This is a genomic window from Streptomyces tubbatahanensis (genome assembly GCF_022699385.1).
GTDB lineage: Bacteria > Actinomycetota > Actinomycetes > Streptomycetales > Streptomycetaceae > Streptomyces > Streptomyces diacarni.
In genome coordinates this window covers 1,366,385-1,391,899 of the sequence record NZ_CP093846.1, presented here as the reverse complement: position 1 = coordinate 1,391,899, position 25,515 = coordinate 1,366,385, and the positions used below count along the sequence as shown (strand labels likewise).

The 25,515-nt window shown below is 71.2% G+C and carries 20 protein-coding genes; 11 read left to right on the top strand and 9 right to left on the bottom strand.

Annotated features, from left to right (window positions below; translation table 11 throughout):
- The first annotated feature begins 72 nt into the window (after nucleotides 1-72).
- Both MMF93_RS05960 and MMF93_RS05955 read left to right on the top strand, forming a co-directional pair.
- The gene (locus tag MMF93_RS05960; RefSeq protein ID WP_242757289.1) at nucleotides 73-1,125 is read left to right on the top strand and encodes an LLM class F420-dependent oxidoreductase; all 1,053 of its coding nucleotides are present in this window, start codon (nucleotides 73-75) and stop codon (nucleotides 1,123-1,125) included.
- A 396-nt stretch (nucleotides 1,126-1,521) separates the two neighbouring features.
- A complete protein-coding gene (locus MMF93_RS05955; protein WP_242750002.1) occupies nucleotides 1,522-2,313 on the top strand; it encodes a ferritin-like domain-containing protein in 792 nt (263 codons plus the stop codon).
- 3 nt (nucleotides 2,314-2,316) lie between these two features.
- Here the strand turns inward: MMF93_RS05955 and corA are convergent, their stop codons facing one another.
- Nucleotides 2,317-3,309, bottom strand: a complete 993-nt coding sequence (gene corA / locus MMF93_RS05950) for a magnesium/cobalt transporter CorA (protein WP_242750001.1) — start codon at nucleotides 3,307-3,309, stop codon at nucleotides 2,317-2,319.
- 67 nt (nucleotides 3,310-3,376) lie between these two features.
- On the opposite strand from corA, the gene MMF93_RS05945 reads away from it, so the two are divergent.
- The 4 genes from MMF93_RS05945 (at nucleotide 3,377) to mshC (ending at nucleotide 6,994) form a co-directional block, all read left to right on the top strand.
- Nucleotides 3,377-4,081 (top strand): histidine phosphatase family protein, encoded by a 705-nt coding sequence (locus tag MMF93_RS05945; RefSeq protein WP_242750000.1) that lies wholly within the window; start codon nucleotides 3,377-3,379, stop codon nucleotides 4,079-4,081.
- A 74-nt stretch (nucleotides 4,082-4,155) separates the two neighbouring features.
- Entirely contained in the window at nucleotides 4,156-4,746 is a 591-nt protein-coding gene (locus MMF93_RS05940; protein ID WP_242749999.1) for a DUF3090 domain-containing protein, read from the top strand.
- Nucleotides 4,710-5,666, top strand: coding sequence for an SCO1664 family protein (locus MMF93_RS05935; protein WP_423835358.1), 957 nt, complete (start codon nucleotides 4,710-4,712; stop codon nucleotides 5,664-5,666). Before MMF93_RS05940 ends, MMF93_RS05935 begins: the two co-directional genes overlap by 37 nt.
- 98 nt (nucleotides 5,667-5,764) lie before the next feature.
- Complete coding sequence (gene mshC / locus MMF93_RS05930) at nucleotides 5,765-6,994, top strand: cysteine--1-D-myo-inosityl 2-amino-2-deoxy-alpha-D-glucopyranoside ligase (protein WP_242749997.1); 1,230 nt, start codon at nucleotides 5,765-5,767, stop codon at nucleotides 6,992-6,994.
- A 90-nt stretch (nucleotides 6,995-7,084) separates the two neighbouring features.
- Here the strand turns inward: mshC and MMF93_RS05925 are convergent, their stop codons facing one another.
- From MMF93_RS05925 to MMF93_RS05900, 6 genes are all read right to left on the bottom strand, one after another.
- Nucleotides 7,085-8,065, bottom strand: coding sequence for a PAC2 family protein (locus MMF93_RS05925; protein WP_242749996.1), 981 nt, complete (start codon nucleotides 8,063-8,065; stop codon nucleotides 7,085-7,087).
- A 230-nt stretch (nucleotides 8,066-8,295) separates the two neighbouring features.
- Nucleotides 8,296-8,967 (bottom strand): FadR/GntR family transcriptional regulator, encoded by a 672-nt coding sequence (locus MMF93_RS05920; protein ID WP_242749995.1) that lies wholly within the window; start codon nucleotides 8,965-8,967, stop codon nucleotides 8,296-8,298.
- A 291-nt stretch (nucleotides 8,968-9,258) separates the two neighbouring features.
- Nucleotides 9,259-10,863: a glycerol-3-phosphate dehydrogenase/oxidase gene (locus MMF93_RS05915; protein WP_242749994.1), complete on the bottom strand. Its 1,605-nt coding sequence runs from the start codon at nucleotides 10,861-10,863 to the stop codon at nucleotides 9,259-9,261.
- Nucleotides 10,864-10,868: 5 nt separating this feature from the next.
- Nucleotides 10,869-12,413, bottom strand: coding sequence for a glycerol kinase GlpK (gene glpK / locus MMF93_RS05910; RefSeq protein WP_242749993.1), 1,545 nt, complete (start codon nucleotides 12,411-12,413; stop codon nucleotides 10,869-10,871).
- An 85-nt stretch (nucleotides 12,414-12,498) separates the two neighbouring features.
- Entirely contained in the window at nucleotides 12,499-13,263 is a 765-nt protein-coding gene (locus tag MMF93_RS05905) for an MIP/aquaporin family protein (RefSeq protein WP_114020503.1), read from the bottom strand.
- A 314-nt stretch (nucleotides 13,264-13,577) separates the two neighbouring features.
- Complete coding sequence (locus MMF93_RS05900; protein WP_242749992.1) at nucleotides 13,578-14,342, bottom strand: IclR family transcriptional regulator; 765 nt, start codon at nucleotides 14,340-14,342, stop codon at nucleotides 13,578-13,580.
- Nucleotides 14,343-14,561: 219 nt separating this feature from the next.
- Here MMF93_RS05900 and metH point away from each other — a divergent pair, with 219 nt between their 5' ends.
- The 3 genes from metH to MMF93_RS05885 all read left to right on the top strand — a co-directional run bounded on the left by metH (nucleotide 14,562) and on the right by MMF93_RS05885 (nucleotide 20,898).
- On the top strand, nucleotides 14,562-18,092 hold the full coding sequence (gene metH, locus MMF93_RS05895; RefSeq protein ID WP_242749991.1) for a methionine synthase: 3,531 nt from the start codon (nucleotides 14,562-14,564) through the stop codon (nucleotides 18,090-18,092).
- Between the two features lie 104 nt (nucleotides 18,093-18,196).
- Complete coding sequence (locus MMF93_RS05890; protein ID WP_242749990.1) at nucleotides 18,197-18,898, top strand: HAD family hydrolase; 702 nt, start codon at nucleotides 18,197-18,199, stop codon at nucleotides 18,896-18,898.
- 407 nt (nucleotides 18,899-19,305) lie between these two features.
- Nucleotides 19,306-20,898 (top strand): ABC transporter substrate-binding protein, encoded by a 1,593-nt coding sequence (locus MMF93_RS05885; protein ID WP_242749989.1) that lies wholly within the window; start codon nucleotides 19,306-19,308, stop codon nucleotides 20,896-20,898.
- Nucleotides 20,899-21,267: 369 nt separating this feature from the next.
- Here MMF93_RS05885 and MMF93_RS05880 read toward each other — a convergent pair whose 3' ends face one another.
- Nucleotides 21,268-21,939 (bottom strand): response regulator, encoded by a 672-nt coding sequence (locus MMF93_RS05880; protein WP_114020508.1) that lies wholly within the window; start codon nucleotides 21,937-21,939, stop codon nucleotides 21,268-21,270.
- 64 nt (nucleotides 21,940-22,003) lie between these two features.
- Entirely contained in the window at nucleotides 22,004-22,885 is an 882-nt protein-coding gene (locus MMF93_RS05875; RefSeq protein WP_242749988.1) for a RecB family exonuclease, read from the bottom strand.
- 134 nt (nucleotides 22,886-23,019) lie between these two features.
- On the opposite strand from MMF93_RS05875, the gene MMF93_RS05870 reads away from it, so the two are divergent.
- Both MMF93_RS05870 and MMF93_RS05865 read left to right on the top strand, forming a co-directional pair.
- Nucleotides 23,020-24,300, top strand: coding sequence for a site-2 protease family protein (locus MMF93_RS05870; RefSeq protein ID WP_242749987.1), 1,281 nt, complete (start codon nucleotides 23,020-23,022; stop codon nucleotides 24,298-24,300).
- Nucleotides 24,301-24,466: 166 nt separating this feature from the next.
- Nucleotides 24,467-25,375, top strand: coding sequence for a tRNA (adenine-N1)-methyltransferase (locus MMF93_RS05865; RefSeq protein WP_242749986.1), 909 nt, complete (start codon nucleotides 24,467-24,469; stop codon nucleotides 25,373-25,375).
- Nucleotides 25,376-25,515: the final 140 nt, after the last annotated feature.

Genomic DNA, 25,515 nt, shown 5'->3' with positions numbered 1-25,515 from the left:
AGTTGTGGCGGGCGTTAGAGTCCGTGGGGTACGGGACATTACTGATCAGTAGGGAGTTGGGTGCGGATGGGGATGCGACTGGGCATCAACCTCGGCTACTGGGGCGCCGGGATGGATGCGGACAACCTGGCCGTCGCCAAGGAGGCCGACCGGCTCGGTTACGACGTGTGCTGGGCGGCCGAGGCCTACGGATCGGACGCCGCGACCGTGCTCACCTGGGTGGCGGCCCAGACCGAGCGGATCGACGTGGCCTCCGGCATCTTCCAGATCCCCGCCCGCACCCCGGCCATGACCGCCATGACGGCCGCGACGCTCGACTCGCTCTCCGGCGGCCGCTTCCGCCTCGGCCTCGGCGTCTCGGGGCCGCAGGTCTCCGAGGGCTGGTACGGGGTGAAGTTCGACAAGCCGCTCGCCCGCACCCGCGAGTACGTGGAGATCATCCGCAAGGCGATGTCCCGCGAGCGGCTGACCCACGAGGGCGAGCACTGGACGCTTCCGCTGCCCGGCGGCCCCGGCAAGCCGATCAAGCTGACCGTCCACCCCGAGCGGGAGGAGATCCCGCTCTACATCGCCGCGATCGGGCCCAGAAACCTGGAACAGACCGGCGAGATCGCGAACGGCGCGCTGCTGGTCTTCTTCTCCCCCGAGCACGCCGAGGAGACGACGCTCAAGCACCTGCGGGCGGGCCGCGAGAAGGCCGGCAAGAGCATGGACGGCTTCGACGTGTGCCCCACCGTTCCGATGGCGCTGGGCGACGACATCGACGCGCTGGCCGACCTCTTCCGCCCCTACACCGCGCTGTACGTGGGCGGCATGGGCAGCCGCAAGCAGAACTTCTACAACAAGCTCGCCCAGCGCATGGGCTACGGCGACGAGGCCGCCGAGATCCAGGACAAGTACCTGGCAGGCGACAAGGAGGGGGCGGCCGCCGCCATCCCGCGCGACCTGATCGACTCCACCACGCTGATCGGTCCCAAGGAGCGCATCGCCGAGCGGATGCGGGCGTACGCGGACGCCGGGGTGACGACACTGTCGCTGGCCCCCGCCGGGTTCACGCTGGACGAGCGGCTGGCCGCCCTCCGGGCCGGCGTCGAGGCCCGGGAGCTGGCGGGGCTGGCCTCCTAGGTCCGCCGCACAAACTCCCGGCACATCCCGCGCTCTCCTCGGGAGCTGCCGCACCGGACATCCGGGCCCGCCCTTACGGACCTCACTGGCCCGTGGGGGCGGGGCGCGGCCCGTACGGGCTACGGCGTCGCACCGCGTTCGCGACGTGGCCGCCCTGAGGTGTTCGCGGCCGTGGTGGGGGCTCGGGGGTCTTCCCCGCCACGGCCGTCACGCAGCACAACGCCGGTCCGTCCGCGCGGTTACGCGGCGGACGCGAGGTTACGCGCCGGGTCGAGCGCGCCTGATGCGTTCTGCGCAGAACGGCTCAGCATCTGTTGCCCCGAAGCGTACGTGGCATTTGACTCGGTTCTTGCGGATGTCGTGTTGTGTGGGAACTCGCGCACGGAGGTGGCGGCGATGCTCTCGGCCAGGAGCCTGTTCACGGAAATCCTCGACAACGACGAGTCGTTCCGGCTCTTCTGTTCCATCGCCGCCAGCGGCGAGGCGCAGGGCGGCTGGGAGAACGGCCGTATCGCCGCGCTCGTCCCCGAGACCCAGCGCTCCCTCGCGCCGAAGATCGCCCGGCACGGTGCGGACGAGGACAAGCACGGCCGGATCTTCATGGCGCTGCTGAGCAAGCGGGGGCTTGAGGCGGCCGAGATCCCCGACGACACCGACTACACGATGATCCTCGAAGGCCTGGGCATCGGCCTGGCCCACGAGAAGCTGCGCCGCGACGAGCCGCTGAGCGAACGGGACGTGCTCGCCTACCTCGCGCACAGCCGGGTCACCGAGCAGCGGGCCGCCGAGGAGATGGCCCTGTTGGCGAAGGTGGCGGGCGACCATCCCGACCTCGGCCGCGCGGTCACCATGATCGCGCGGGACGAGGACAACCACCTCGCCTACTGCCACGAGGAGCTGCTCAGGCTGGCCCGCGCCGGCCACGGTCGCGCCATCCACACGCTCCTGCGGGAGAGCGCCATGGCGGAGATCACGGTCTACCGCGACGTCGGTCTCGCGGTGATGAGCCGGATGGCGCGCATCCTGGGCTGGTCACGGGCCAGGTACACGCTCGTCGCGCTGGGCATCCACGGCCGGTACGTCTACGAGCGGCTGGGCGGCTGGCGGCGCATGGTCCGCCTGCGGATGCCCGAGCGGCGCGACGCGCTGGGCATGGGCCCGGCGGGCGCGGCCCCCGAGTTCGCCTGAGGCTCAGAACCAGTCCCTCCGCTTGAAGATCCGGAAGAGCACCACGCAGATGGCGGCCATCAGCAGGATCGTCGCCGGGTAGCCCCACACCCAGTGCAGTTCCGGCATGTGGTCGAAGTTCATGCCGTACACCCCGGCGATGGCCGTCGGCACGGCGAACATCGCCGCCCAGGCCGAGATCTTGCGCATGTCGTCGTTCTGGCGCACGCCCATCTGCGCCAGATACGCAGACAGGATGTCCGACAGCAGCCGGTCGATGGACTCCACCTGCTCGTTGACGCGCGAGAGGTGGTCGGCCACGTCGCGGAAGAACAGGCGCGAGTCCTTGTGCACGAACGGCAGCCCCGCGCCCGTCAGCCGGGTGACCGGGTCGGTCAGCGGCATGGTGGCCCTGCGGAACTCCAGGGCGCGGCGCTTGAACTCGTAGATCCGCCCGGCCGTGACCGCGCCGAGCCGCGCCTGACTGGCGAAGACGGCGGCCTCCAACTCGTCCAGGTCCTCGTGGAGCGCGGCGGCGACGTCGAGGTAGTGGTCGACGACGGTGTCGCTGACCGCGTACATCACCGCCGTGGGGCCGTGCCGCAGCACCTCGGGGTCCTCCTCCAGACGCCTGCGGACCGAACCGAGCGGGTTCGCCTCGCCGTGCCGGACGGTCAGCACGAAGGAGTCGCCCACGAACACCATCAGCTCGCCCGTGCTCAGCGTGCCGGCCTCGTCGTCGTACGCGACCGGCTTGAGCACCAGGAACAGCGAGTCCGCGTAGACCTCCAGCTTCGGCCGCTGGTGGGCGTGCAGGGAGTCCTCCACCGCCAGCGGGTGCAGCCCGAAATCGCGGGTGATCCGGTCGAACTCGTCCTCCGCCGGCTCGTGCAGGCCGACCCACACGAAGGCGTCGTCGAGGGAGCGGGCCCGGCGCAGCGCCGCGGAGAAGTCCTCCGGCTGCTCGGTCCTGTGCCCGTGCCGGTAGAGCGCGCAGTCGACGATCACCTCTCGCATTGTCCCGTGCCCAGGCCGCTGGACAACCCGGCAGCCGCATCCGGGCGGACTCGCTTAGGGTTGCGGCATGCCCACGCTCATCCTCGTACGTCACGGCAGGTCGACGGCGAACACCGAGGGACTGCTGGCCGGCCGCACGCCCGGGGTCGCCCTGGACGAGCTCGGCCAGCGGCAGGCCTCCGGGCTGGTGCGCCGGCTCGACGAGCTGCCCCTGGTCGCCGCCGTCAGCAGCCCGCTGCGCCGCTGTCAGGACACCCTCGCCCCACTGGCCGAAGCCCGCCCCGGGATGCCGCTGCACACCGAGGAGCGCGTCAACGAGTGCGACTACGGACAGTGGTCGGGGCGCAAGCTCGCCGAGCTGAACGACGAGCCCCTCATGACCACCGTGCAGCGCCACCCCTCGGCCGCCGCGTTCCCCGGCGGCGAGTCGATGCGCGCCATGCAGCACCGTGCGGTGGAGGCCGTACGCGACTGGAACGCTCGCATCGAGGCGGAACACGGGGCGAACGCCGTCTACCTGATGTGTTCGCACGGTGACGTCATCAAGTCGATCGTCGCCGACGCGCTCGGCATGCACCTCGACCTGTTCCAGCGCATATCGGTAGGACCCTGCTCGGCCACGGCCATCGCCTACACACCGCTGCGCCCGTTCCTGCTGCGGCTGGGCGACACCGGGGAGCTCGGCTCCCTCGCGCCACCCGTCCCCACGGACGAGGAGAGCGGCCGGGAGAAGGGCACGCAGGGCAACGCGACGGTGGGGGGCAGCGCCTGAGCACGATGATCGGTACGCACAGTAGGGTGCGGTAGTCCGAAGCCACTCAAGCTGTCGATCCAACGGAGCAGAACGTGTCCCGTCAGGTGTTCTTGTACGACCCGCCGGACCGGTTCGTCGCCGGTACCGTCGGGCTGCCTGGCCGCCGCACCTTCTTCCTCCAGGCCAGCGGGCAAGGTCGCACCACCAGCGTGGCCCTGGAAAAGGCGCAGGTCGAAGCGCTCGCCGAACGGATCGACGAGCTGCTGGACGAGGTGGTGCGGCGCTCCGGCGGCAGCGCTCCCGTCCCCGCCATGGCGCCTTCCGAGGTCGACGACACCGCACCGCTGGTCTCCCCCGTGGAGGAGGAGTTCCGGGTCGGCACCATGGCGCTGGCCTGGGACGGCGAGGGCGAGCGCATGGTCGTGGAGGCGCAGGCCGTCGTCGAGCTGGAGCCCGGCGAGGACGAGGACCTCGCCGACGCCGAGGAACGGCTGTTGCAGGACGACGAGAACGGCCCGCCGATGCTCCGGGTGCGGATCAGCGGCACCATGGCGCGGGCCTTCGCCAAGCGGGCCATGGAGGTCGTCAACGCGGGCCGTCCTCCGTGCCCTCTGTGCAGCCTGCCGCTCGACCCCGAAGGACACGTATGCCCGCGCCAGAACGGATACCGCCGGAGCGAATGAGCACAGCATCCCGGAGCGTGGCGCGACCGGCGGCCGAGGCGACCCGGCGGCTGATCGCGCAGGGCACGCTCACGGTCCACGGCCAGATCACCGAGGCGTCGAACGCGGTGCTGTTCGGCACGGTCGAACACGAGGGGATCGTCCTCCCCTGCGTCTACAAGCCCGTCGCCGGCGAGCGCCCGCTGTGGGACTTCCCCGACGGCAGTCTCGCCCAGCGGGAGGTGGCCGCCTACGAGGTCTCGCGCGCCACGGGATGGGACCTGATACCGGCGACGGTGCTGCGCGACGGCCCTTACGGGACGGGCATGTGCCAGGCGTGGGTGGGGGAGCCGCCGGACGCGTCAGAGACCGGTTCCGACCAGGGCGGAGGCGAGGACGCCCGCGAGGAGGGCGCCCAGCCGGGTGGCGCCCAGGAGGACGGCACCGGGGAAAACCCGGCGCCGCTGCTCGCCCTGGTGGACGAGCAGGAGCCGGGGGAGGGCTGGAAGGCCGTCGGCTTCGCGGACGTCGGCGGCGGCAGGACAGCGCTGCTCGTCCACGCCGACGACCCCGCGCTGCGGCGGCTCGCCGTCCTGGACGCGGTGATCAACAACGGCGACCGCAAGGGGGGTCATCTGCTGCCCCGGCCCGACGGTGCCCTCTACGCCATCGACCACGGGGTCACCTTCCACGTCGACGACAAGCTGCGCACCCTCCTGTGGGGCTGGGCGGGCGAGGAACTGACCGGCGAGGCGGTCGAGGCGCTGCGCGGCCTCTCCCGCCAGCTCGCCGCGGGCGCCGAGCTGGCGGCACGGCTGGCCGAACTGCTGACGGACGCCGAGGTGGAGGCCGTGCGGGGGCGGGTGGAGGCGCTGCTCAGCTCGGGAGCGCACCCCCTGCCCAGCGGCGACTGGCCCGCCATCCCCTGGCCCCCCGTCTAGGGCCTCTCGTTTGGATCTTGCTGGGCTCGCGGGCCCCGGCGCCCGAACGGCGTGCATCCGGCCGGATACGGAACACCAGTCCGGGTTAGGCTCAAGGTATGCATGCCTGGCCCGCTTCCGAGGTCCCCGTCCTGCCTGGCCAGGGCCGCGACCTCGACATCCACGACACCGCGACCGGTGGCCGGGTGGCTCTCGCCCCCGGTCCCGTCGCCCGCCTCTACGTGTGTGGCATCACGCCTTACGACGCCACCCACCTGGGGCATGCGGCGACCTACAACGCGTTCGACCTCGTGCAGCGCGTGTGGCTCGACACCAAGCGGCAGGTCCACTACATACAGAACGTCACCGACGTCGACGATCCACTCCTGGAGCGGGCCGTCGCCACGGGCACCGACTGGACGGCCCTGGCCGAACGTGAAACCGCCCTCTTCCGCGAAGACATGACGGCCCTTCGGATGCTGCCGCCGAAGGACTACGTCGGCGCGGTGGAGGCCATCCCGAGGATCGTTCCGCTGGTCGAGCGGCTGCGCGACATGGGCGCCGCCTACGAACTGGAGGGCGACGTCTACTTCTCCGTGGAGTCCGACGCCCACTTCGGCGAGGTCTCCCGCTACGACGCGGAGACGATGCGGCTGCTGTCCGCCGAGCGCGGCGGCGACCCCGAGCGGCCCGGCAAGAAGAACCCGCTCGATCCGATGCTGTGGGTGGCGGCCCGCGAGGGCGAGCCCCACTGGGACGGCGGCTCCCTCGGCCCCGGGCGCCCCGGCTGGCACATCGAGTGCGTGGCCATCGCCCTGGAGCACCTGGGTATGTCCTTCGACGTGCAGGGCGGCGGTTCCGACCTGGTCTTCCCCCACCACGAGATGGGCGCCTCGCACGCGCAGGCCCTCACGGGGGAGTACCCCTTCGCCCGCACGTACGTGCACGCGGGGATGGTCGGTCTGGACGGCGAGAAAATGTCCAAGTCCAGGGGCAACCTCGTCTTCGTCTCGCAGCTGAGGCGGGACGGCGTCGACCCGGCCGCCATCCGGCTCGCCCTGCTGTCCCACCACTACCGTGCCGACTGGGAGTACACGCAGGCGGTTCTGGACGAGGCGAAGGAGCGTCTCGCGCGGTGGCGCGAGGCGGTCTCGCGCCCCGACGGGCCGCCCGCCGAGGACATGCTGGAGAGCGTGCGGGTCGCCCTCGCCGACGACCTCGACAGCCCCGCGGCGCTGGCCGCGGTGGATGCATGGGCCGAGGAGCAGGCCACCCGTGGCGGCATGGACGAGTCGGCTTGCGGGCTCGTCTCCCGGACGGTGGACGCGCTGCTGGGTGTGGCGCTGTAACGTCCCATTCCGCCGGCGGCCCGGCGGTGCCGGTGAAACACGGCGCCGCCGGGCCGCCGCGCGCTCGCGTGCACGCGGCGGGAGGCCGGGCTACTCCTCGCCGTCCTCGTCGGTCTCGCCCGGCCTGGGTGGTTCACCGCCGGGCTTGGGTGGCGGGGGCTGCGTACCGGACTCCCGGCGGTAGGGGGCGGTGCCCGGCGCGGTCCCGCCGTCGGGGGTGCCGTCGCGCCGGCGCAGGTAGCGTTCGAACTCCTGCGCGATGGCCTCGCCCGAGGCCTCCGGCAGCTCGGCGGTGTCCCTGGCCTCTTCCAGGGACTGCACGTACTCGGCGACCTCGCTGTCCTCCGCGGCGAGCTGGTCGACGCCCAGCTGCCAGGCGCGCGCGTCCTCCGCGAGCTCCCCCATCGGGATGCGCACGCCCAGCATGTCCTCCAGGCGGTTGAGGAGAGCGAGCGTCGCCTTCGGGTTGGGCGGCTGGGAGACGTAGTGCGGGACGGCCGCCCACAGGCTGGCGGCGGGCACCCCCGCGTGAGTGCAGGCCTCCTGGAGGATGCCGACGATGCCCGCCGGGCCCTCGTACCGCGACTCCTCTAGGCTCATGGTGCGGGCCAGGTCGGGGTCGGAGGTGACGGCGGTGACGGGGACGGGCCGGGTGTGCGGGGTGTCGCCGAGCAGCGCCCCCATCACGAGGACGAGTTCGACCCCGAGTTCGTGCGCGAAGCCGAGGATCTCGTTGCAGAAGGAGCGCCACCGCATGCTGGGCTCGATGCCCCGCACCAGGACGAGGTCGCGCCGTTTGCCCTTGCCGTCGGCGTCCTCGACGCGGATCACGGACAGGCGCGTGGTGGGCCAGGTGACCTTGCGGACGCCGTCCTCCATGAAGACCTGCGGCCGGTTGACCTGGAAGTCGTAGTAGTCCTCCGCGTCGAGGGCGGCGAAGACCTCGCCCTTCCACTCCTTCTCCAGGTGCGCCAGCGCCGTGGAGGCGGCGTCCCCCGCGTCGTTCCACCCCTCGAACGCGGCCACCATGACTGGGTCGACCAGCTCGGGAACCCCCTCCAGCTCGATCACCCAGCGCCTCCTTAGCCTGCTTTCGCCTGTGCGGCGTGCCGTTCCTTCTGCCCCGCGCCGGTGGCCGCTCGTGCTGCCGCCGACGCGCTTCGTGCGGGCCCCAGCCTACGGCGTGACGGTGCCCGTGCCGCAGCCCCCGCACGGCGCCCGTGACCGGCGCGCATCCGGGGCGGGCACGCCTGTCGTGGCAGTACATCGGACCTGTGGGCGGCCGGGCTTTCCGCCGGGGTTCACAGGGTCGAGCGCAGCCACTGCTCCACGCTGGCGATGTGCACCGTGGACCAGGAGCGCGCGGCCTCCGCGTCGCGGGCGCGCAGCGCGGCGAGGATCTGCCGGTGCTCGTGCAGGGTGCGGCTGACGGCGTCCTGCTGGGTGAGCCCCCGCCACACCCTGGCCCGGGTGGTGGGCCCCGACAGGCCGTCCAGCAGCGAGCACAGCACGGTGTTGCCACTGGCCGCCACGATGCGCCGGTGGAACTCCAGGTCGGCGGCGACCAGTTCCTCCACCGACGGGTCCGTGCCCAGGGCGTCCAGCTGCCCGCCCAGCGCGTCCAGTTCCTCCTCGGCGATCCGCTGCCCGGCCATCGCCGTGGCGGCGGGCTCCAGGATGCGGCGCACGGCGAGGAACTCCAGGACGGTGTCGTCCCGGTGGAAGTCGACGACGAAGCTCATCGCCTCCAGCAGCAGTGTCGGATCGAGACTGGTCACATAGGTGCCGTCGCCCTGGCGCACGTCCAAGACCCTGATGAGGGCCAGCGCGCGGACCGCCTCGCGCAGGGAGTTGCGCGACAGGCCCAGCTCGGTGGCCAGTTCGCTCTCCCTGGGCAGCCGGTCACCGGGGCCCAGTGCGCCCGAGACGATCATCCCCTTGATCTTCTCGATCGCCTCGTCGGTAACCGCCACGCTGCCTCCCATAGACATCGGATGTCTGCTCGTCGATTATGAACCGTCCGGCGCACACCAGCCCCGCCGGCAGGCCGTCCAGTCTTTCGCCGTCGCCGCGAAATCGACAGCCGCCTACGGAATCACAGGGCGAGGCCGAACCGCCCGCGCCGCGGTTCCGGCCGCCTCGTCCGCGCCCTCGCTCCGCCGCGCCGTCGCCCCGGTGCCCATGCCGGGGACAGTGCCACGAGCGCCCCCTCGACGCGGCGTCGAGGGGGCGCTCGTTACCAAACTGCCGAACTGGTGTACCGGTCAGCGCTGCTTGAGCAGCTCCTCGATCCGGCCGCGGACGGCGTCGGTGTCCAGGCCGCGGATCGTCAGCGTGGTGCGGCGACGCGCCACGTCGTCCACCGACTCGGCCCACTCGTGGTCGCGGGCGTAGACGACCTGCGCCCAGATCTCGGGCCCGTCCGGGTGGATGCGCTCGCCGAGCGACGGGTCCTCGTTGACCAGGCGGGCGATGTCGAAGGAGAGCGAACCGTAGTGGGTGGCCAGCTGGCGCGCCGTCAGCGGGTCCATCCGTACGCCGGGCTCGCGGTCGACCAGCAGCCGGTGCGCCACCGCGTTGGGGTTGGCGATACCGGGCAGCGGGGTGCGCCGCACCAGGTCCTTCACCGGCACGCTCTCGTCGGCGATGCCTCCGCCGGGCAGCTTCTCCAGCTTGTCCATCACCGTGCGGCCGATGTGCCGGTAGGTCGTCCACTTGCCGCCCGCGACCGACAGCATGCCGCCCCGGCCCTCGGTGACCACCGTCTCGCGCTTGGCGGACTCCACGCCGCCGGGCCCGCCGGGCAGCACCCGCAGCCCCGCGAACGCGTACGTCATCGCGTCGCGGTCCAGATCCGCGTCCCGCACCGAGAAGGCGGCCTCGTCCAGGATCTGCTGGATGTCGGACTCGGTCGCGGTGACGTCGGCCGGGTCGCCGGTGTACTCCTCGTCCGTGGTGCCCAGCAGCAGCTGGTCCTCCCACGGCAGCGCGAAGGTGATGCGGTACTTGTCGATCGGGGTGGCCATCGCGGCGCGCCACGGCGACTTGCGCTTGAGCACCAGGTGGGCGCCCTTGGACAGCCGGATGGAGGGCGCCGCACCACTGTCCTCCATCGTGCGCAGGTGGTCCACCCACGGCCCTGTCGCGTTCAGCACCAGGCGCGCGTTGACGCCGAACTCCGTGCCGTCCGTGCGGTCCTTGAGCTCCGCGCCGGTCACCCGGCCACCGGTGAAGCGCAGCCCGGTGACCTCCGCGTGGTTGAGCACCACGGCGCCCGACTCGACCGCGGCGCGGACCGTCATCACGGCCATCCGCGAGTCGTTCATCTGGTGGTCACCGTAGACCGCCACGGCCTTGAGGTTGTCGGTGCGCAGCGCCGGGTTGTCCGCCGCGGCCTTCGCCGGGGAGATGACGCGCCCGACGCCGTCGCCGAACGCGGACAGCGCCGAGTAGGCGAAGACGCCCGCGCCCAGCTTCGCCGCGCCGTGCGGACCGCCCTTGTAGACGGGCAGGTAGAAGGTGAGCGGGTTGACCAGGTGCGGGGCCACGTCCTTGGCCAGCACCCGGCGCTCGTGATGGTTCTCCGCGACCAGTTTGACCGCGCCGGTCTGCAGGTACCGCAGGCCGCCGTGGACCAGCTTCGAGGACGCGGATGAGGTGGCGCCGGCGAAGTCACCGGCGTCCACCATCGCGACCCGCAGCCCCGACTGCGCGGCGTGCCAGGCGACCGAGGTCCCCAGGATGCCGCCGCCTATGACCAGCAGGTCGTACGTCGCGTTCGCGAGCAGCCCTCTGGTCTCTGCGCGGCCAGGATTGCTGCCGGCAGTCGGGTGCGTCCCGAGGGTGGGGACGCTCTGCAGGGTGTTCATTGCTCTCAGTTCTCCTCTTCGATCCAGCCCATGGTCCGCTCGACGGCCTTGAGCCAGTTCTTGTACTCCCGCTCGCGCGTGTCCGCGTCCATGCGGGGGGTCCATTCCGCGGCGCGCTTCCAGTTGGCCCGCAGCTCGTCGGTGTCCGACCAGAAGCCGACGGCCAGACCGGCCGCGTACGCCGCGCCGAGACAGGTCGTCTCGGCGACCATCGGACGGACGACCGGGGCGTCCAGCACGTCCGAGATGGTCTGCATCAGTAGGTTGTTCGCGGTCATGCCGCCGTCGACCTTGAGCGAGGAGAGCTCCACCTCGGAGTCCTTCTGCATCGCGTCGACGATCTCCCGCGTCTGCCAGGCGGTGGCCTCCAGCACCGCGCGGGCCAGGTGCGCCTTGGTGACGTAGCGGGTCAGGCCCGCTATGACGCCGCGCGCGTCCGAGCGCCAGTACGGGGCGAAAAGACCGGAAAAGGCCGGGACGAAGTAGGCGCCGCCGTTGTCCTCCACGGAGCTGGCCAGCGTCTCGATCTCCGCGGCGCTGTTGATCAGCCCCATCTGGTCGCGCATCCACTGCACCAGGGATCCCGTGACCGCGATGGAGCCCTCCAGCGCGAAGACCGGCTCCTGGTCGCCGATGCGGTAGCCGACCGTGGTGAGCAGCCCGTTGTAGGAGTTGACCGGCTGGTGCCCGGTGTTCATCAGCAGGAAGGTGCCGGTGCCGTAGGTGGACTTCGCCTCACCCTCAGCGAAGCAGGTCTGGCCGAACAGCGCCGCCTGCTGGTCGCCGAGCGCGGAGGCCACGGGCAGTCCGGCCAGGTCACCGGTCGCCTCGCCGTACACCTCGGCAGAGGAGCGGATCTCGGGCAGCAGCGCCATCGGGATGCCGAGCGAGGAACAGATCTTCTCGTCCCAGCTCATGGTGTGCAGGTTCATCAGCATGGTGCGGGACGCGTTGGTGACGTCCGTGACGTGCCTGCCGCCGTTGGGGCCGCCGGTCAGGTTCCAGATGACCCACGAGTCCATGGTGCCGAAGAGGATCTCGCCCTTCTCGGCGCGCTCGCGCAGCCCGTCCACGTGGTCGAGCAGCCAGCGGATCTTCGGACCCGCGAAGTACGAGGCCAGCGGCAGCCCGGTCTCGCGGCGGAAGCGGTCCTGGCCGACGTTGCGGCCCAGCTCCTTGCACAGCGCGTCGGTGCGGGTGTCCTGCCAGACGATGGCGTTGTGCACCGGCTTGCCTGTGGCCTTCTCCCACAGCAGGGTCGTCTCGCGCTGGTTGGTGATGCCCAGCGCCAGCACGTCCTGCTTGGTTATCCCCGCCTTCTCCATCGCGCCGCTCACGACCTGCTGGACGTTGGTCCAGATCTCGGCCGCGTCGTGCTCGACCCAGCCCGGCTTCGGCAGGATCTGCTCGTGCTCCTTCTGGTCGACCGCGACGATCCGGCCGTCCTTGTCGAAGACGATGCAGCGGCTGGAGGTGGTGCCCTGGTCGATGGCCGCGATGAAGGGGCCGCCGCCGTGTGCGGAGGCGTGGGTCTCGTGGGTGTCGCTCATGGTGTGTGTGCTCCGATGCGTCGTTGTGTCGGTCTGCCGGCCGGGGTGGCGGCCCGCCGCCTGGCGGGGCTCCCCGGGTGAGGGCTCATCCCCACGCGAGGTTGTAGACGCCCGCGGCGATCGCGGCGCCGGCCAGCGGCCCCACCACCGGGACCCAGGCGTAGCTCCAGTCGCTGCCGCCCTTGTTGGGCAGCGGCAGCACCGCGTGGATGATCCGGGGACCGAGGTCACGGACCGGGTTGATCGCGTAGCCCGTCGGGCCACCGAGCGAGAGGCCGATACCGACGACGACCAGCGCGGTGATCAGGGCGCCCATCCGCCCGAGGCCGACGCTGCCGTCGGCGTCCTTGACCAGGCCCTGCGTGAGGATCGCGATGATCAGCACGAAGGTGGCGATGACCTCGGTGAGGAAGTTCAGCAGCGGCTTGCGCACCTCGGGGGAGGTGAAGAAGACGCCGTGCACCTGGCCCGGGTTCGCGTCCTTCATCTCGGCGGCGTCGGGCTCGCGGAGAGTGACCTGGAACTGACTGTAGTAGGCCAGCCAGACGAGGACCGCGCCGATCATGGCGCCGAGCAGCTCGCTGCCCATGTAGACGGGCACGTCGCCCCAGGGGGTGTCGCCCTTGATGGCGAGGGCCAGCGTCACCGCCGGGTTCAGGTGGGCGCCCGAGGACTGCGCCACATAGGCGCCGGTGAGCACCGCGAAGCCCCAGCCGAAGGCGACGGCCACCCAGCCGGCCTCGAACGCCTTGGAACGCTTCAGATTGACGGCGGCGCACACGCCGCCACCGAGGAGGACCAGCAGCATCGTGCCGAGGACCTCGCTCGTGAAGATGTCGGAGCTGGACACCCGCGGACTCCTTTGTCCTGTTGTCTTTGGGGGTACCCCCGGCCGGAGGCTGGGGGAGGATAGGCGGGTCGGGTCGGTAAGCCGGTCGTTTTCCCGTCCGGCGTTCGACAATGTCGACCGCTGAACGGCAACTCTTCTCCTCTATGGAGGTCGCGTCAAGGGGCTGTGACGGATCACTCCCGGGTGCCCATCGTGCGCGCCCGCGCCCCGTCCGGCACGTCGGAGCGGGCCACCGGGGCGGGCGGGGGCGGCCGACGGGGCGGGCACGGGCCGAGGGGGCGCCGCACCCCGGCGCACCGGGCGGCCGCGCGCCCTCAAAAGCGCCGCGCACCCAGATCGCGCGAGACCGCGCGCGCCGTGTCCCTCACGGCCGCGACCAGCAGCGGACGCAGATCCTCGCCCTCGCACACCCGCTCCACGGCGCCGGTGATCCCCACGGCGCCCACCGGCATCCCGCGGCGGTCGTGGATGGGGGCCGCCACCGAGGCGAGACCGTCCCAGGTCTCCTCCACGTCGGACGCCCAGCCGCGCCCCCTGGTCAGCTCCAAAACCGCCTCAAGACCGTCCTCGCCGGTCACCGTCCGCTCCGTGAAGGCCTGCCGCTCCCCGTCCAGCGCCTCGCTCAGCGCCACCGGGTCGTAGGCCGTCAGCACCTTGCCCAGCGCCGTGCTGTGCAGCGGCTGCATGGCGCCCACCTCCAGCACCTGGCGGCTGTCGTCCGGGCGGAAGACGTGGTGCACGATCAGCACGCCCTGCTGGTGCAGGACGCCCAGGTAGACGCTCTCGCCGCTGGAACGGGCCAGGTCGTCCGTCCATACCAGGGCACGGGCTCGCAGCTCGTGTACGTCCAGATAGCTGTTGCCCAGACGCAGCAGCTCGGCGCCCAGCTGGTAGCGCCCCGTGGCCGCGTCCTGCTCGATGAAGCCCTCCTGCTGGAGGGTGCGGATCAGGCCGTGCGCGGTGCCCTTGGCGAGGTCGAGCGCGGTGGCGATCTCGGAGAGCCCGAGCCGTCGCTCACCGCCCGCGAGCAGCCGCAGTACGGCTGCCGCCCGCTCCAGCGACTGGATGGTCCGGGCCATCGGTCCTCCCTGACCTGCCGTTCCGTCATTCGACAATGCCGAACGGTATCGCTTCATGCCGACGCGCCGGTAGTCGGGATCGAGCCGTGATCGGCCCGCGGAGTGTCCGATGGTCGGAATGTCGACCTGCGCTCTTGCGCCCGCCCGCTACGCTGACCGGGTGCGCTGCCTCACCGGCGCGCAAAGCCGACAGCCGTCGCAACCCAGGGAGCCTCTTCCATGGCATCGAGTTCGAAGTCGCCGCTCAGCACGTCCGCATCCTCGAACCCCACCCGGGCCGACGCCCTTCGCCAGGCACTGGCCTCGCGGGTGGTCGTCGCCGACGGAGCGATGGGGACGATGATCCAGGCGCAGGACCCGACGCTGGAGGATTTTCAGCAGCTCGAAGGCTGCAACGAGATCCTGAACGTGACCCGCCCCGACATCATCCGATCGGTCCACGAGGAGTACTTCGCCGCCGGCGTCGACTGTGTGGAGACCAACACCTTCGGCGCCAACCACGCGGCGCTGGGGGAGTACGACATCACCGACCGCATCTTCGAGCTCTCCGAGAAGGGCGTGGCGATCGCCCGCGAGGTCGCCGAGGAGTTCGAGACCTCCGACGGCCGGATGCGCTGGGTGCTGGGCTCCATGGGCCCCGGCACCAAGCTGCCCACCCTCGGCCACGCCCCGTACGCCACCCTGCGGGACGCCTACCAGTGCAACGCCGAGGGCATGATCGCCGGCGGGGCCGACGCGCTGCTGGTGGAGACGACCCAGGACCTGTTGCAGACCAAGGCCTCGGTCATCGGCGCCCGCCGGGCCATGGAGGCCACGGGCGTGAGCCTGCCCCTGTTGTGCTCGGTCACCGTCGAGACGACCGGCACCATGCTCCTCGGCTCCGAGATCGGCGCGGCCCTCACGGCGCTGGAGCCGCTGGGCATCGACATGATCGGCCTGAACTGCGCCACGGGCCCGGCCGAGATGAGCGAGCACCTGCGCCACCTCGCCCAGCACGCCCGCGTCCCGCTCTCCTGCATGCCGAACGCCGGTCTGCCGGTGCTGGGCAAGGACGGCGCCAGCTACCCCCTCACGCCCCAGGAGCTGGCGGACGCGCACGACACCTTCGTCCGCGACTACGGCCTCTCCCTCGTCGGCGGCTGCTGCGGTACGACACCCGAACATTTGCGCCAGCTCGTGGAGCGGGTCCGCGGCATGGAGCAGAGCGCGCGCGAGCCGCGGCCCGAGCCGTCGGCGGCCTCCCTCTACCAGGCGGTGCCCTTCCGCCAGGACACCTCGTACCTGGCCATCGGCGAGCGCACCAACGCCAACGGCTCCAAGAAGTTCCGCACGGCCATGCTGGACGGCCGCTGGGACGACTGCGTGGAGATCGCCAGGGAGCAGATCCGCGAGGGCGCCCACATGCTCGACCTGTGCGTCGACTACGTCGGCCGCGACGGCGTCGCCGACATGACGGAGCTGGCCGGACGGCTGGCCACCGCCTCCACGCTGCCGATCGTGCTGGACTCGACCGAGATCGCCGTCATCCAGGCGGGGCTGGAGAAGCTGGGCGGCCGCGCCGTCATCAACTCCGTCAACTACGAGGACGGCGCCGGAGCCGACTCCCGGTTCGCCAAGGTCACCAAGCTGGCAGCCGAGCACGGCGCGGCCCTCATCGCGCTGACCATCGACGAGGAGGGCCAGGCCCGCACGGCCGAGCACAAGGTCGCCATCGCCGAACGCCTCATCGAGGACCTCACGACCAACTACGGCATCCGCGAGTCGGACATCCTCATCGACACCCTGACCTTCACGATCTGCACGGGCCAGGAGGAGTCCCGCAAGGACGGCGTCAACACCATCGAGGCCATCAGGCAGCTCAAGCGCAAGCACCCCGACGTGCAGACGGTGCTGGGCCTGTCGAACATCTCCTTCGGCCTCAACCCGGCCGCGCGCATCGTGCTCAACTCCGTCTTCCTCGACGAGTGCGTCAAGGCGGGTCTGGACTCCGCGATCGTGCACGCCAGCAAGATCCTGCCGATCGCCCGCTTCGACGACGAGCAGGTCGAGGTCGCCCGCGACCTGGTCTACGACCGGCGCAGCGAGGGCTACGACCCGCTCCAGAAGCTCATGCAGCTGTTCGAGGGCGCCACCGCGAAGTCGATGAAGGCGGGCAAGGCCGAGGAGCTGGCGGCCCTGCCGCTGGAGGAGCGCCTCCAGCGCCGGATCATCGACGGCGAGCGCAACGGCCTGGAGGCCGACCTGGACGCCGCACTGGAGGAGCGCCCCGCGCTCGAGATCGTCAACGACACGCTGCTCGCCGGGATGAAGGTCGTCGGTGAGCTGTTCGGCTCGGGCCAGATGCAGCTGCCCTTCGTGCTCCAGTCGGCCGAGGTGATGAAGGCGGCCGTCGCCCACCTCGAACCGCACATGGAGAAGTCCGAGGACTCCGAGGGCAAGGGCACGATCGTGCTGGCCACGGTCCGCGGCGACGTCCACGACATCGGCAAGAACCTGGTGGACATCATCCTGTCCAACAACGGCTACCAGGTCGTCAACCTCGGCATCAAGCAGCCGGTGGGCGCCATCCTGGACGCCGCGGCCGAGCACAAGGCCGACGTGATCGGCATGTCGGGCCTGCTGGTGAAATCCACGGTGATCATGAAGGAGAACCTGGAGGAGCTCAACCAGCGCAAGATCGCCGACGACTTCCCCGTCATCCTCGGCGGCGCGGCCCTCACCCGCGCCTACGTCGAACAGGACCTGCACGAGATCTACGAGGGCGAGGTCCGCTACGCCAAGGACGCCTTCGAGGGGCTGAGCCTCATGGACGCCCTGATGGACGTCAAGCGCGGCGTGCCCGGGGCCAAGCTGCCCGAGCTCAAACAGCGCCGGGTGGCCAAGCGCACCATCGACATCCCCGAACCCGAGGAGAACGACGGGTCCATCCGGTCCGACGTGGCGGTGGACACGCCCGTGCCCACCCCGCCGTTCTGGGGCACCCGCGTCATCAAGGGCATCGGCCAGCACGACTACGCCTCCTGGCTCGACGAGGGGGCGCTCTTCAAGGGCCAGTGGGGACTCAAGGAGTCCCGCAAGGGCGACGGGCCCTCCTACCAGGAGCTGGTGGAGGCCGAGGGCAGGCCGCGGCTGCGCGGCTGGCTGGAGCGGTTGCAGACGGAGAACCTGCTGGAGGCGGCCGTCGTCTACGGCTACTTCCCCTGCTACTCCAAGGGCGACGACCTGATCCTGCTCGACGAGCAGGGCAACGAGCGCACCCGCTTCACCTTCCCCCGCCAGCGGCGCGGCCGCCGGCTGTGCCTGGCGGACTTCTTCCGCCCCGAGGACTCGGGCGAGACGGACGTCGTGGGCCTCCAGGTCGTCACCGTCGGCTCCCGGATCGGCGAGAAGACCGCCGAGCTGTTCGCGGACAATGCCTACCGCGACTACCTGGAGCTGCACGGCCTCTCGGTGCAGCTCGCCGAGGCACTGGCCGAGTACTGGCACGCGCGGGTCCGCGGCGAGCTCGGCTACGCGGGCGAGGACCCGAACGAGATGCAGGGCATGTTCGACCTGAAGTACCGGGGAGCGCGCTTCTCCCTGGGCTACGGCGCCTGCCCCAACCTGGAGGACCGGGCCAAGATCGCCGAGCTGCTGCGCCCCGAGCGGATCGGCGTCGAGCTCTCCGAGGAGTTCCAGCTCCACCCCGAACAGTCGACCGACGCCATCGTGCTGCACCACCCCGAGGCCAAGTACTTCAACGCCCGCTGAGCGTGCACGTCGTAGACTGATCGGTCCGGTACAGGCCGGTCGTCCCCTTCCACCGGGTAGGGAGGGGACGACCGGCCTTGTCGTCCCTTTGGAGGTGTTCGCGGATGGCCGGTACAACCCCCGCCGTCACCACCCTTACGGGTGAAGAGCCCGCGCTGCAGGCCGTGCTGCTGGACATGGACGGCACGCTCGTCGCCACCGAGGACTACTGGTGGGACGCGGAGGTGGAGGTCTTCGCCGAGCTGGGCCACCAGCTGCGGGACGAGTGGCGGCAGATCGTGGTCGGCGGCCCCATGTCGCGCAGCGCCGGGTTCCTCATCGAGGCCACGGCGGCGGACATCGCCCTGGACGAGCTCAGCGTGCTGTTGAACGCCAAGTTCACCGAGCGCCTCGACAAGGGCGTCGAGCTGATGCCCGGGGCGCGCAGGCTGCTGGCCGAGCTGGCGGCGCACCGGATCCCCGCGGCCCTGGTCTCGGCCTCCCACCGCACCGTCGTGGACCGCATGCTCACCTGGATCGGACGGGAGAACTTCGCCCTCACCGTCGCGGGGGACGAGCTGGTGCGCACGAAGCCCCACCCGGACCCGTATCTGATCGCGGCGCGCAGGCTGGGCGCCGATCCGGCACGGTGCGCGGTGGTCGAGGACACCGCCACCGGCGTCGCCGCGGGGGAGGCCGCGGGGTGCCAGGTCGTGGCCGTCCCCTCCATCGCGCCCATCGAGCCCAAGTCGGGGCGCACCATTGTGCCTTCGCTCGAAGAAGTCGATCTCGAATTGCTGCGTTCCCTGATCATGGTCGCTCGCTGAACGCCCGGCATTTCGCCGCCGGTCGCATTGCCGGGCACCCCGGTAAACACCGTCACGGGCGGGTGGCAGACGGATTCCGTGAGCAGTCGGTGAAGGGCGAATTCCGGTGTCCGCCGCCCGGATTGGTCCAGTGACGTTCGTCACGTTCACCCCTCTCGACAAGCGGTCGCCCGTGTGGTGCTCCTGTGACTGGTGGGGAAAATGTCCTTCCCTTGTGTCCGCATTGATGGGGCGACGCCAAATACGTTCCGACGTCCGGATAGCGGACAGGAAGCCCGTGGTTCCTGTCCGTGAAAGCTCCCTGGTGACCAGGGCTTCAAGGATTACCCGAGCGGACGATTAATGTCGGAGCACCGGCCATTCCACCCCCTGCAACAAACCCCGGCCGGGCGAGGAGATCGTCGACGATGAACCGTAAAACTGTGGTGCTGCCCGTGCTCGTCGGGCTTCTCGCGCCGGCTCTCGCCGCATGCGGGTCGGAAGAGGGCGGAAGCGCGGACGGCGAACCCATCGTCGTCGGGACGACGGACCACTTCGCGGTCAGCAAGGACGCGCCGGCCCCGTTCGACCCCGCGGCCGCGTACGACGTCGCCGCCTGGAGCGTCATGCGCAACACCTTCCAGACGCTGCTGCGCCTGCCCCGCACCGGCACCTCGCCCGAGATGGACGCCGCGTCCAAGTGCGGCTTCACCGACGCGCAGAACGAGCAGTACCGCTGCACCGTGCGCAAGGGCCTGACGTTCTCAGGCGGGAACGAACTCGACGCCAAGGACGTGGCCTTCTCCCTCCAGCGGCTCCAGCGCATCAACCACAAGGGCGGGCCCGCCGTACTCTTCAGCAACCTCGACCGCGTCGAGGCGCGAGGCAAGCGCGAGGTCGTCTTCCACCTGAAGAACCCCGACGCCACCTTCCCGTACAAGCTGACCACTCCAGCGGCCGCCATCGTCGACAGCCAGACCTACCCGGCCGACTCCCTGGTCCGCGGCTCCGAACTGACCGGCTCTGGCCCCTACGCGCTCGACCGCATCAACGCCAAGTCCGCCGTACTCACCAAGAACCCGCACTACAACGGCGACCTGGAGATGCACAACAGCAAGATCGAACTGCGCTTCTTCGACACCTCGCGGTCCATGGAGAAGGCGCTCAAGGCCGACAAGATCGACGTCATGGGCCGCACCATCTCGCCCGACCGGGTCAACCAGCTCGAAGGCGCCCAGAACAAGGGGATCGAACTGGTCGAACAGCCCGGCCAGGAAATCCGCTACCTCGCCTTCGACACCGACGACGACACCGCGGGCAAGAAGGCCGTCCGCCAGGCCATGGCCCAGCTCGTCGACCGCAAGGAAATCACGCGCGAGGCCTACGACCGCAGCGCCGAGGCCCTCTACAGCCTCGTGCCCGCCGGACTGACCGCGCACCGCAACTCGTTCTTCAGCAAGTACGGGGAGCCCAGCAAGGAGAAGGCCGAGCGCATCCTGAGCGGTGCCGGCATCCACAAGCCCGTCGAGCTGACCCTCACCTACACCACCGACCACTACGGCGACGCCACCGCCAAGGAGTTCGCCGCCCTCAAGAAGCAGCTCAACGACAGCGGCCTGTTCAAGGTGGAGACCAAGGGCGTCGAGTGGAGCACGTTCCGCCCCGCGGCCACCAGCGGCAAGTACCAGGTGTGGGGCTACGGCTGGTACCCGGACTTCCCCGACGCCGACAACTTCATCGCACCCTTCTTCGAGAAGGACAACTTCCTCGGCTCGCCCTACACCAACCGGAAGATCCGCGACAAGATCGTCCCGCAGACCCGCAGGCAGACCGAACGCACCTCGACCACCGAGGCCTTCGGACGCGCGCAGGACATCGTCGCCGAGGACGTGCCCGTCCTGCCGCTGTGGCAGGGCAAGCAGTACCTGGCGGCGGGCGACGACATCACCGGCGTCGAATGGGCGCTCAGCTCCTCCTCCGTGCTCCAGCTGTGGGAACTGGGCCGCGGCGAGGAAGGCTGACGGCCGCCTGCGAGGCCACGCCCACCCGGAATCGCCCTCTCCTCCGGTTCGTCCCCGGCTGTGGAGCCGGGGACGAACGAGGACAGGGGCTGCGCAACAGGGCGGGGAGGGGAAGGGACGACGGGCGCCGCCATGGGGAAAGCGATGGCCGCCGCCACGGGGAAAGACGACGGGCGTCGCCACGGGGGAAGACGGCGGCCGGCGCCGTGGGGGAAGACGATGGCCGCCGCCCGCATGACGAGGCGACGGCCGCCGGCCGGTACGTCGGGCTGGGAGCGGCCCTCGGCCGGTACGTCGGGCCGGGAGCCGCTCCCCGGGGAGACACCGGGCTGCGAACGGCCGGCGGCCCACGCCGCCGGCCGCGAGCGGCTACGCGGAGCCCGGCCGGACCAGGCCGCTCTCGTACGCGTACACCGCCGCCTGCACCCGGTCGCGCAGCCCCAGCTTGGTCAGCACGTGGCCGACGTGGGTCTTGACCGTCGTCTCGCTCACGAACAGGTCAGCGGCGATCTCCGCGTTCGACAGCCCCCGCGCCACCAGCTTCAACACCTCGACCTCGCGCTCGGTCAGCTGGTGCAGCGTGTCCGGCACCGGCTCCTCGCCCGAGGGCAGCTTGCCCGCGTACTTGTCCAGCAGTCGCCGCGTGATGCTGGGCGCCAGCATCGCCTCGCCCGCCGCCACCACCCGGATGGCCTGCACCAGCTCCCCGGCCGGCGCGTCCTTGAGCAGGAACCCGCTCGCGCCGGCCCGCAGCGCCTCCACCACGTACTCGTCCAGGTCGAAGGTGGTGAGCACCAGCACCTTGGCCGGGCCGTCCTTGGCAGGACCGGTGATCCGCCGGGTGGCCTCCACCCCGTCCATCCGCGGCATCCGGATGTCCATCAGCACCACATCGGGCTGGAGCGCCCGCACCTGATCCAGCGCCTGCAGGCCGTCCCCGGCCTCACCGACCACCGCCAGATCCTGCTCGGCCTCCAGAATCATCCGGAAGCCGGTGCGCAGCAGCGGCTGGTCGTCCACCAGCAGTACGCGGATTGCCACAGGAACTCCTTCGGCGGGGCGGCAGCGGTCGCCCCATTCTCCCCCAGGCGCCGGGGCGGCCCGCTCAGTCCCCCGCCTCGGGGGCCGCCACCTCCTCGGTCGCGCGCGGCTCCGGGAGCCGCGGCTGGATCATCAGCGGATACGGCGGGGGAGTGCCCCCGAACTCCGGGCAGTGCGCCTGGTGGTCGCACCAGCCGCACAGCTTGCCCGGCTTGGGCCGCCAGTCGCCCGTCTCCGTCGCCCTGCTGATCGCGTCCCACAGCGCCAGCAGCTTGCGTTCCGTGGCCCGAAGGTCGCTCTCCTGCGGGTCGTAGGTGAGCACGTCGCCGCTGCCGAGGAAGACCAGCTGCAGCCGCCGGGGCAGCACGCCGCGCAGCCGCCACAGCACCAGGGCGTAGAACTTCATCTGGAACAGCGGCCCGTCCGCGTACTCGGGGCGTGGCGCCTTGCCCGTCTTGTAGTCGACGATGCGCACCTCACCCGTCGGTGCGACATCCACCCGGTCGATGATGCCGCGCAGCCGCAGCCCCGACTCCAGCCGGGCCTCCACGAACAGCTCCCGCTCGGCGGGCTCCAGCCGGGTGGGGTCCTCCAGGGTGAACCACCGCTCGACCAGCTCCTCGGCCTGCGTCAGCCACTGCGCCAGTTGGGCGCCGTCCTCGGCGTCCTCGGCGAACAGCTCCGCCAGCTCCGGCCGCTTGGCCAGCAGCCGCTCCCACTCGCCGGCCACCAGGCCCCGGGCGCGCCCCGCGCTGCGCTCGGCGGCAGGCGCGTCGAAGAGTCTTTCTAGCACCGCGTGCACCACCGTGCCGCGGGTGGCGGCGGCGGAGGGTTTCTCCGGCAGTTTGTCGATCACCCGGAAGCGGTAGAGCAGCGGGCACTGCATGAAGTCCGCTGCCCGGGAGGGCGACAGCGAGGTCGGCGGTGTGGCCGCGCGGGTTTTCATGGGATAAGACCCTAAGGCCCACCACTGACAGCGGACACTTACCATCGACGGCAGACCCCTCGCACCGTACGGCAGGCCGATCCGGCAGGCGGCGCGGAGCGGCGGGACGCGAGGGAAGCAGCAGAGGGGAACCCGTGGCGGACGAGGACAACGACGGGAAGTCGCCGGCCGGTGGCTCCGGCCAGGGGACCGGTCAGGGTGGGCCGTCCTCCCGCAAGCCGACCCCCGGCAGACCCGCCCGCCCGAACCCGCCAGGCGGCGGCATCCTGATGGGACGCCCGTTCGGCGTCCCGGTCTACGTGGCGCCCTCCTGGTTCCTGGTGGCCGCGCTCATCACCTGGGTCTTCGGCGGCCAGCTCGAACGGGTCCTGCCCGAGCTGGGCGGCCTGCGCTATCTGATCGCGCTGTTCTTCGCCGTGGCCTTCTACGCCTCGGTGCTGGTCCACGAGCTCGCCCACACGGTCGCCGCGCTCCGCTTCAAGCTGCCGGTGCGCCGCATCCAGCTGCAGTTCTTCGGAGGCGTCTCGGAGATCGAGAAGGAGTCGGAGACGCCGGGCCGCGAGTTCGTCCTCGCGTTCGTGGGGCCGCTCTTCTCGCTGGTGCTGGCCGGCGTGTTCTACGCCGCGATGCGCGCCGTGGAGCCGGGCACCGTTCCCGGCGTCCTGCTGGCGGGGCTGATGGTCTCCAACCTGCTCGTGGCCGTCTTCAACCTGCTGCCCGGGCTGCCGCTGGACGGCGGCAGGATGCTGCGCGCCGTCGTGTGGAAGATCAGCGGCAAGCCCATGACCGGCACGGTCGCCGCCGCCTGGGTGGGCCGGGCGCTGGCCGTGGCCGTGCTGATCGGGCTTCCGCTGGCCACCCACGCGGGCGGGCTCGCCAGGGGTGGCGTCAGCGGTATGGATTCCCTGACCGACGCACTGCTCGCCGCGATCCTGGCGGCCATCATCTGGACCGGTGCGGGCAACAGCCTGCGGATGGCCCGGCTGCGCGAGCGCCTCCCCGAGCTGCGCGCCCGCACGCTGACCCGCCGAGCCGTGCCCGTCGAGACCGACACCCCGCTGTCCGAGGCCCTGCGCCGCGCCAACTCCGCCGGGGCCCGTGCGCTGGTCGTCGTCGACGGCAAGGGCGATCCGCTCTCCCTCGTGCGGGAGGCCGCCATCGCCTCCGTCCCCGAGCACCGGCGCCCCTGGGTGGCCGTCAGCACCCTCGCGCAGGAGCTCAAGGAGGGCATGCGCGTTCCCGCGGAGCTGGCGGGGGAGGACCTGCTGGAGTGGCTGCGTGCCACTCCCGCGACCGAGTACCTGGTCGTGGAGGACACCGGCGAGATCTACGGAGTGCTGTCCACCGGGGACGTCGAGCGGGCGTTCGTCGCGGCCATGTCCAACCGCGCCGACCGGCGGGGCGCCCGTACCTGAGCCCACCCGGGCCGGGGGGAGCCGGTCGGCGGGGCGAGGCACCCGAGCCCTTCGGGGCCGAGGGATGCCGGGCGGCGGCGGGCCGCCGAGGTTCCGGAGCTGGTGGCGGCCCGTGCCCGGGTGGCCCAGCGCACGGCGGCAGGCCGGGACCGGCTAGGCTGTCGGCATGTCCGAACCGACCGGTGCCGCCCGCCGTCGCGGGCCCTTCAAGGTCGGGGACCAGGTCCAGCTCACCGACCCCAAGGGCCGCCACTACACGATCACCCTCGAAGAGGGGAAGAGCTTCCACACCCACAAGGGAGCCTTCCCCCACGACGAGCTGATCGGTGTGCCCGAGGGGAGTGTCGTCCGTACCACCGGAAACGTCGCCTACCTCGCGCTGCGTCCCCTGCTCCCCGACTATGTCCTGTCCATGCCACGGGGGGCCGCCGTCGTCTACCCCAAGGACGCGGGCCAGGTGCTCGCCATGGCCGACATCTTCCCCGGCGCACGCGTCGTCGAGGCAGGCGTCGGCTCAGGCTCCCTGTCCACCTTCCTGCTCCGCGCCATCGGCGACCAGGGCATGCTCCACTCCTACGAGCGCCGCGCCGACTTCGCCGACATCGCCCAGCAGAACGTGGAGCGCTACTTCGGCAGCCCCCACCCCGCCTGGACCCTGACCGTCGGTGACCTCCAGGACAACCTGTCCGACCCCGACGTCGACCGCGTCATCCTCGACATGCTCGCACCCTGGGAGTGCCTGGAAGCCGTCTCCAAGGCGCTGGTGCCCGGCGGCATCCTGTGCGCCTACGTCGCCACCACGACACAGATGGCCCGCATGGTCGAGTCGATCCGCGAGTTCGGGACGTTCAACGAGCCGCAGGCCTGGGAGACCATGGTCCGCAACTGGCACGTCGAGGGCCTCGCCGTCCGCCCCGACCACCGCATGATCGGCCACACCGGCTTCCTGCTGACCGCCCGCCGCCTCGCCGACGGCGTCGAGCCGCCGCTGCGCCGCCGCCGCCCCGCCAAGGGCGCCTACGGCGAGGACTACACGGGCCCCGGCAGCCAGTCCGGCGGCCGCGCCTCCTCCTGACGACCCGGCCCGGCCCCCTCCGATGGGCGGCCCGGCCCGGCCCGGCCCACGAGGGGCCTCCCACGACACGCCCACTGCCCCGCACCCGCCGCGAAACCGGGTGCGGGGCAGTCGTGTTGGAGCGCGGGAACGATCCGAAG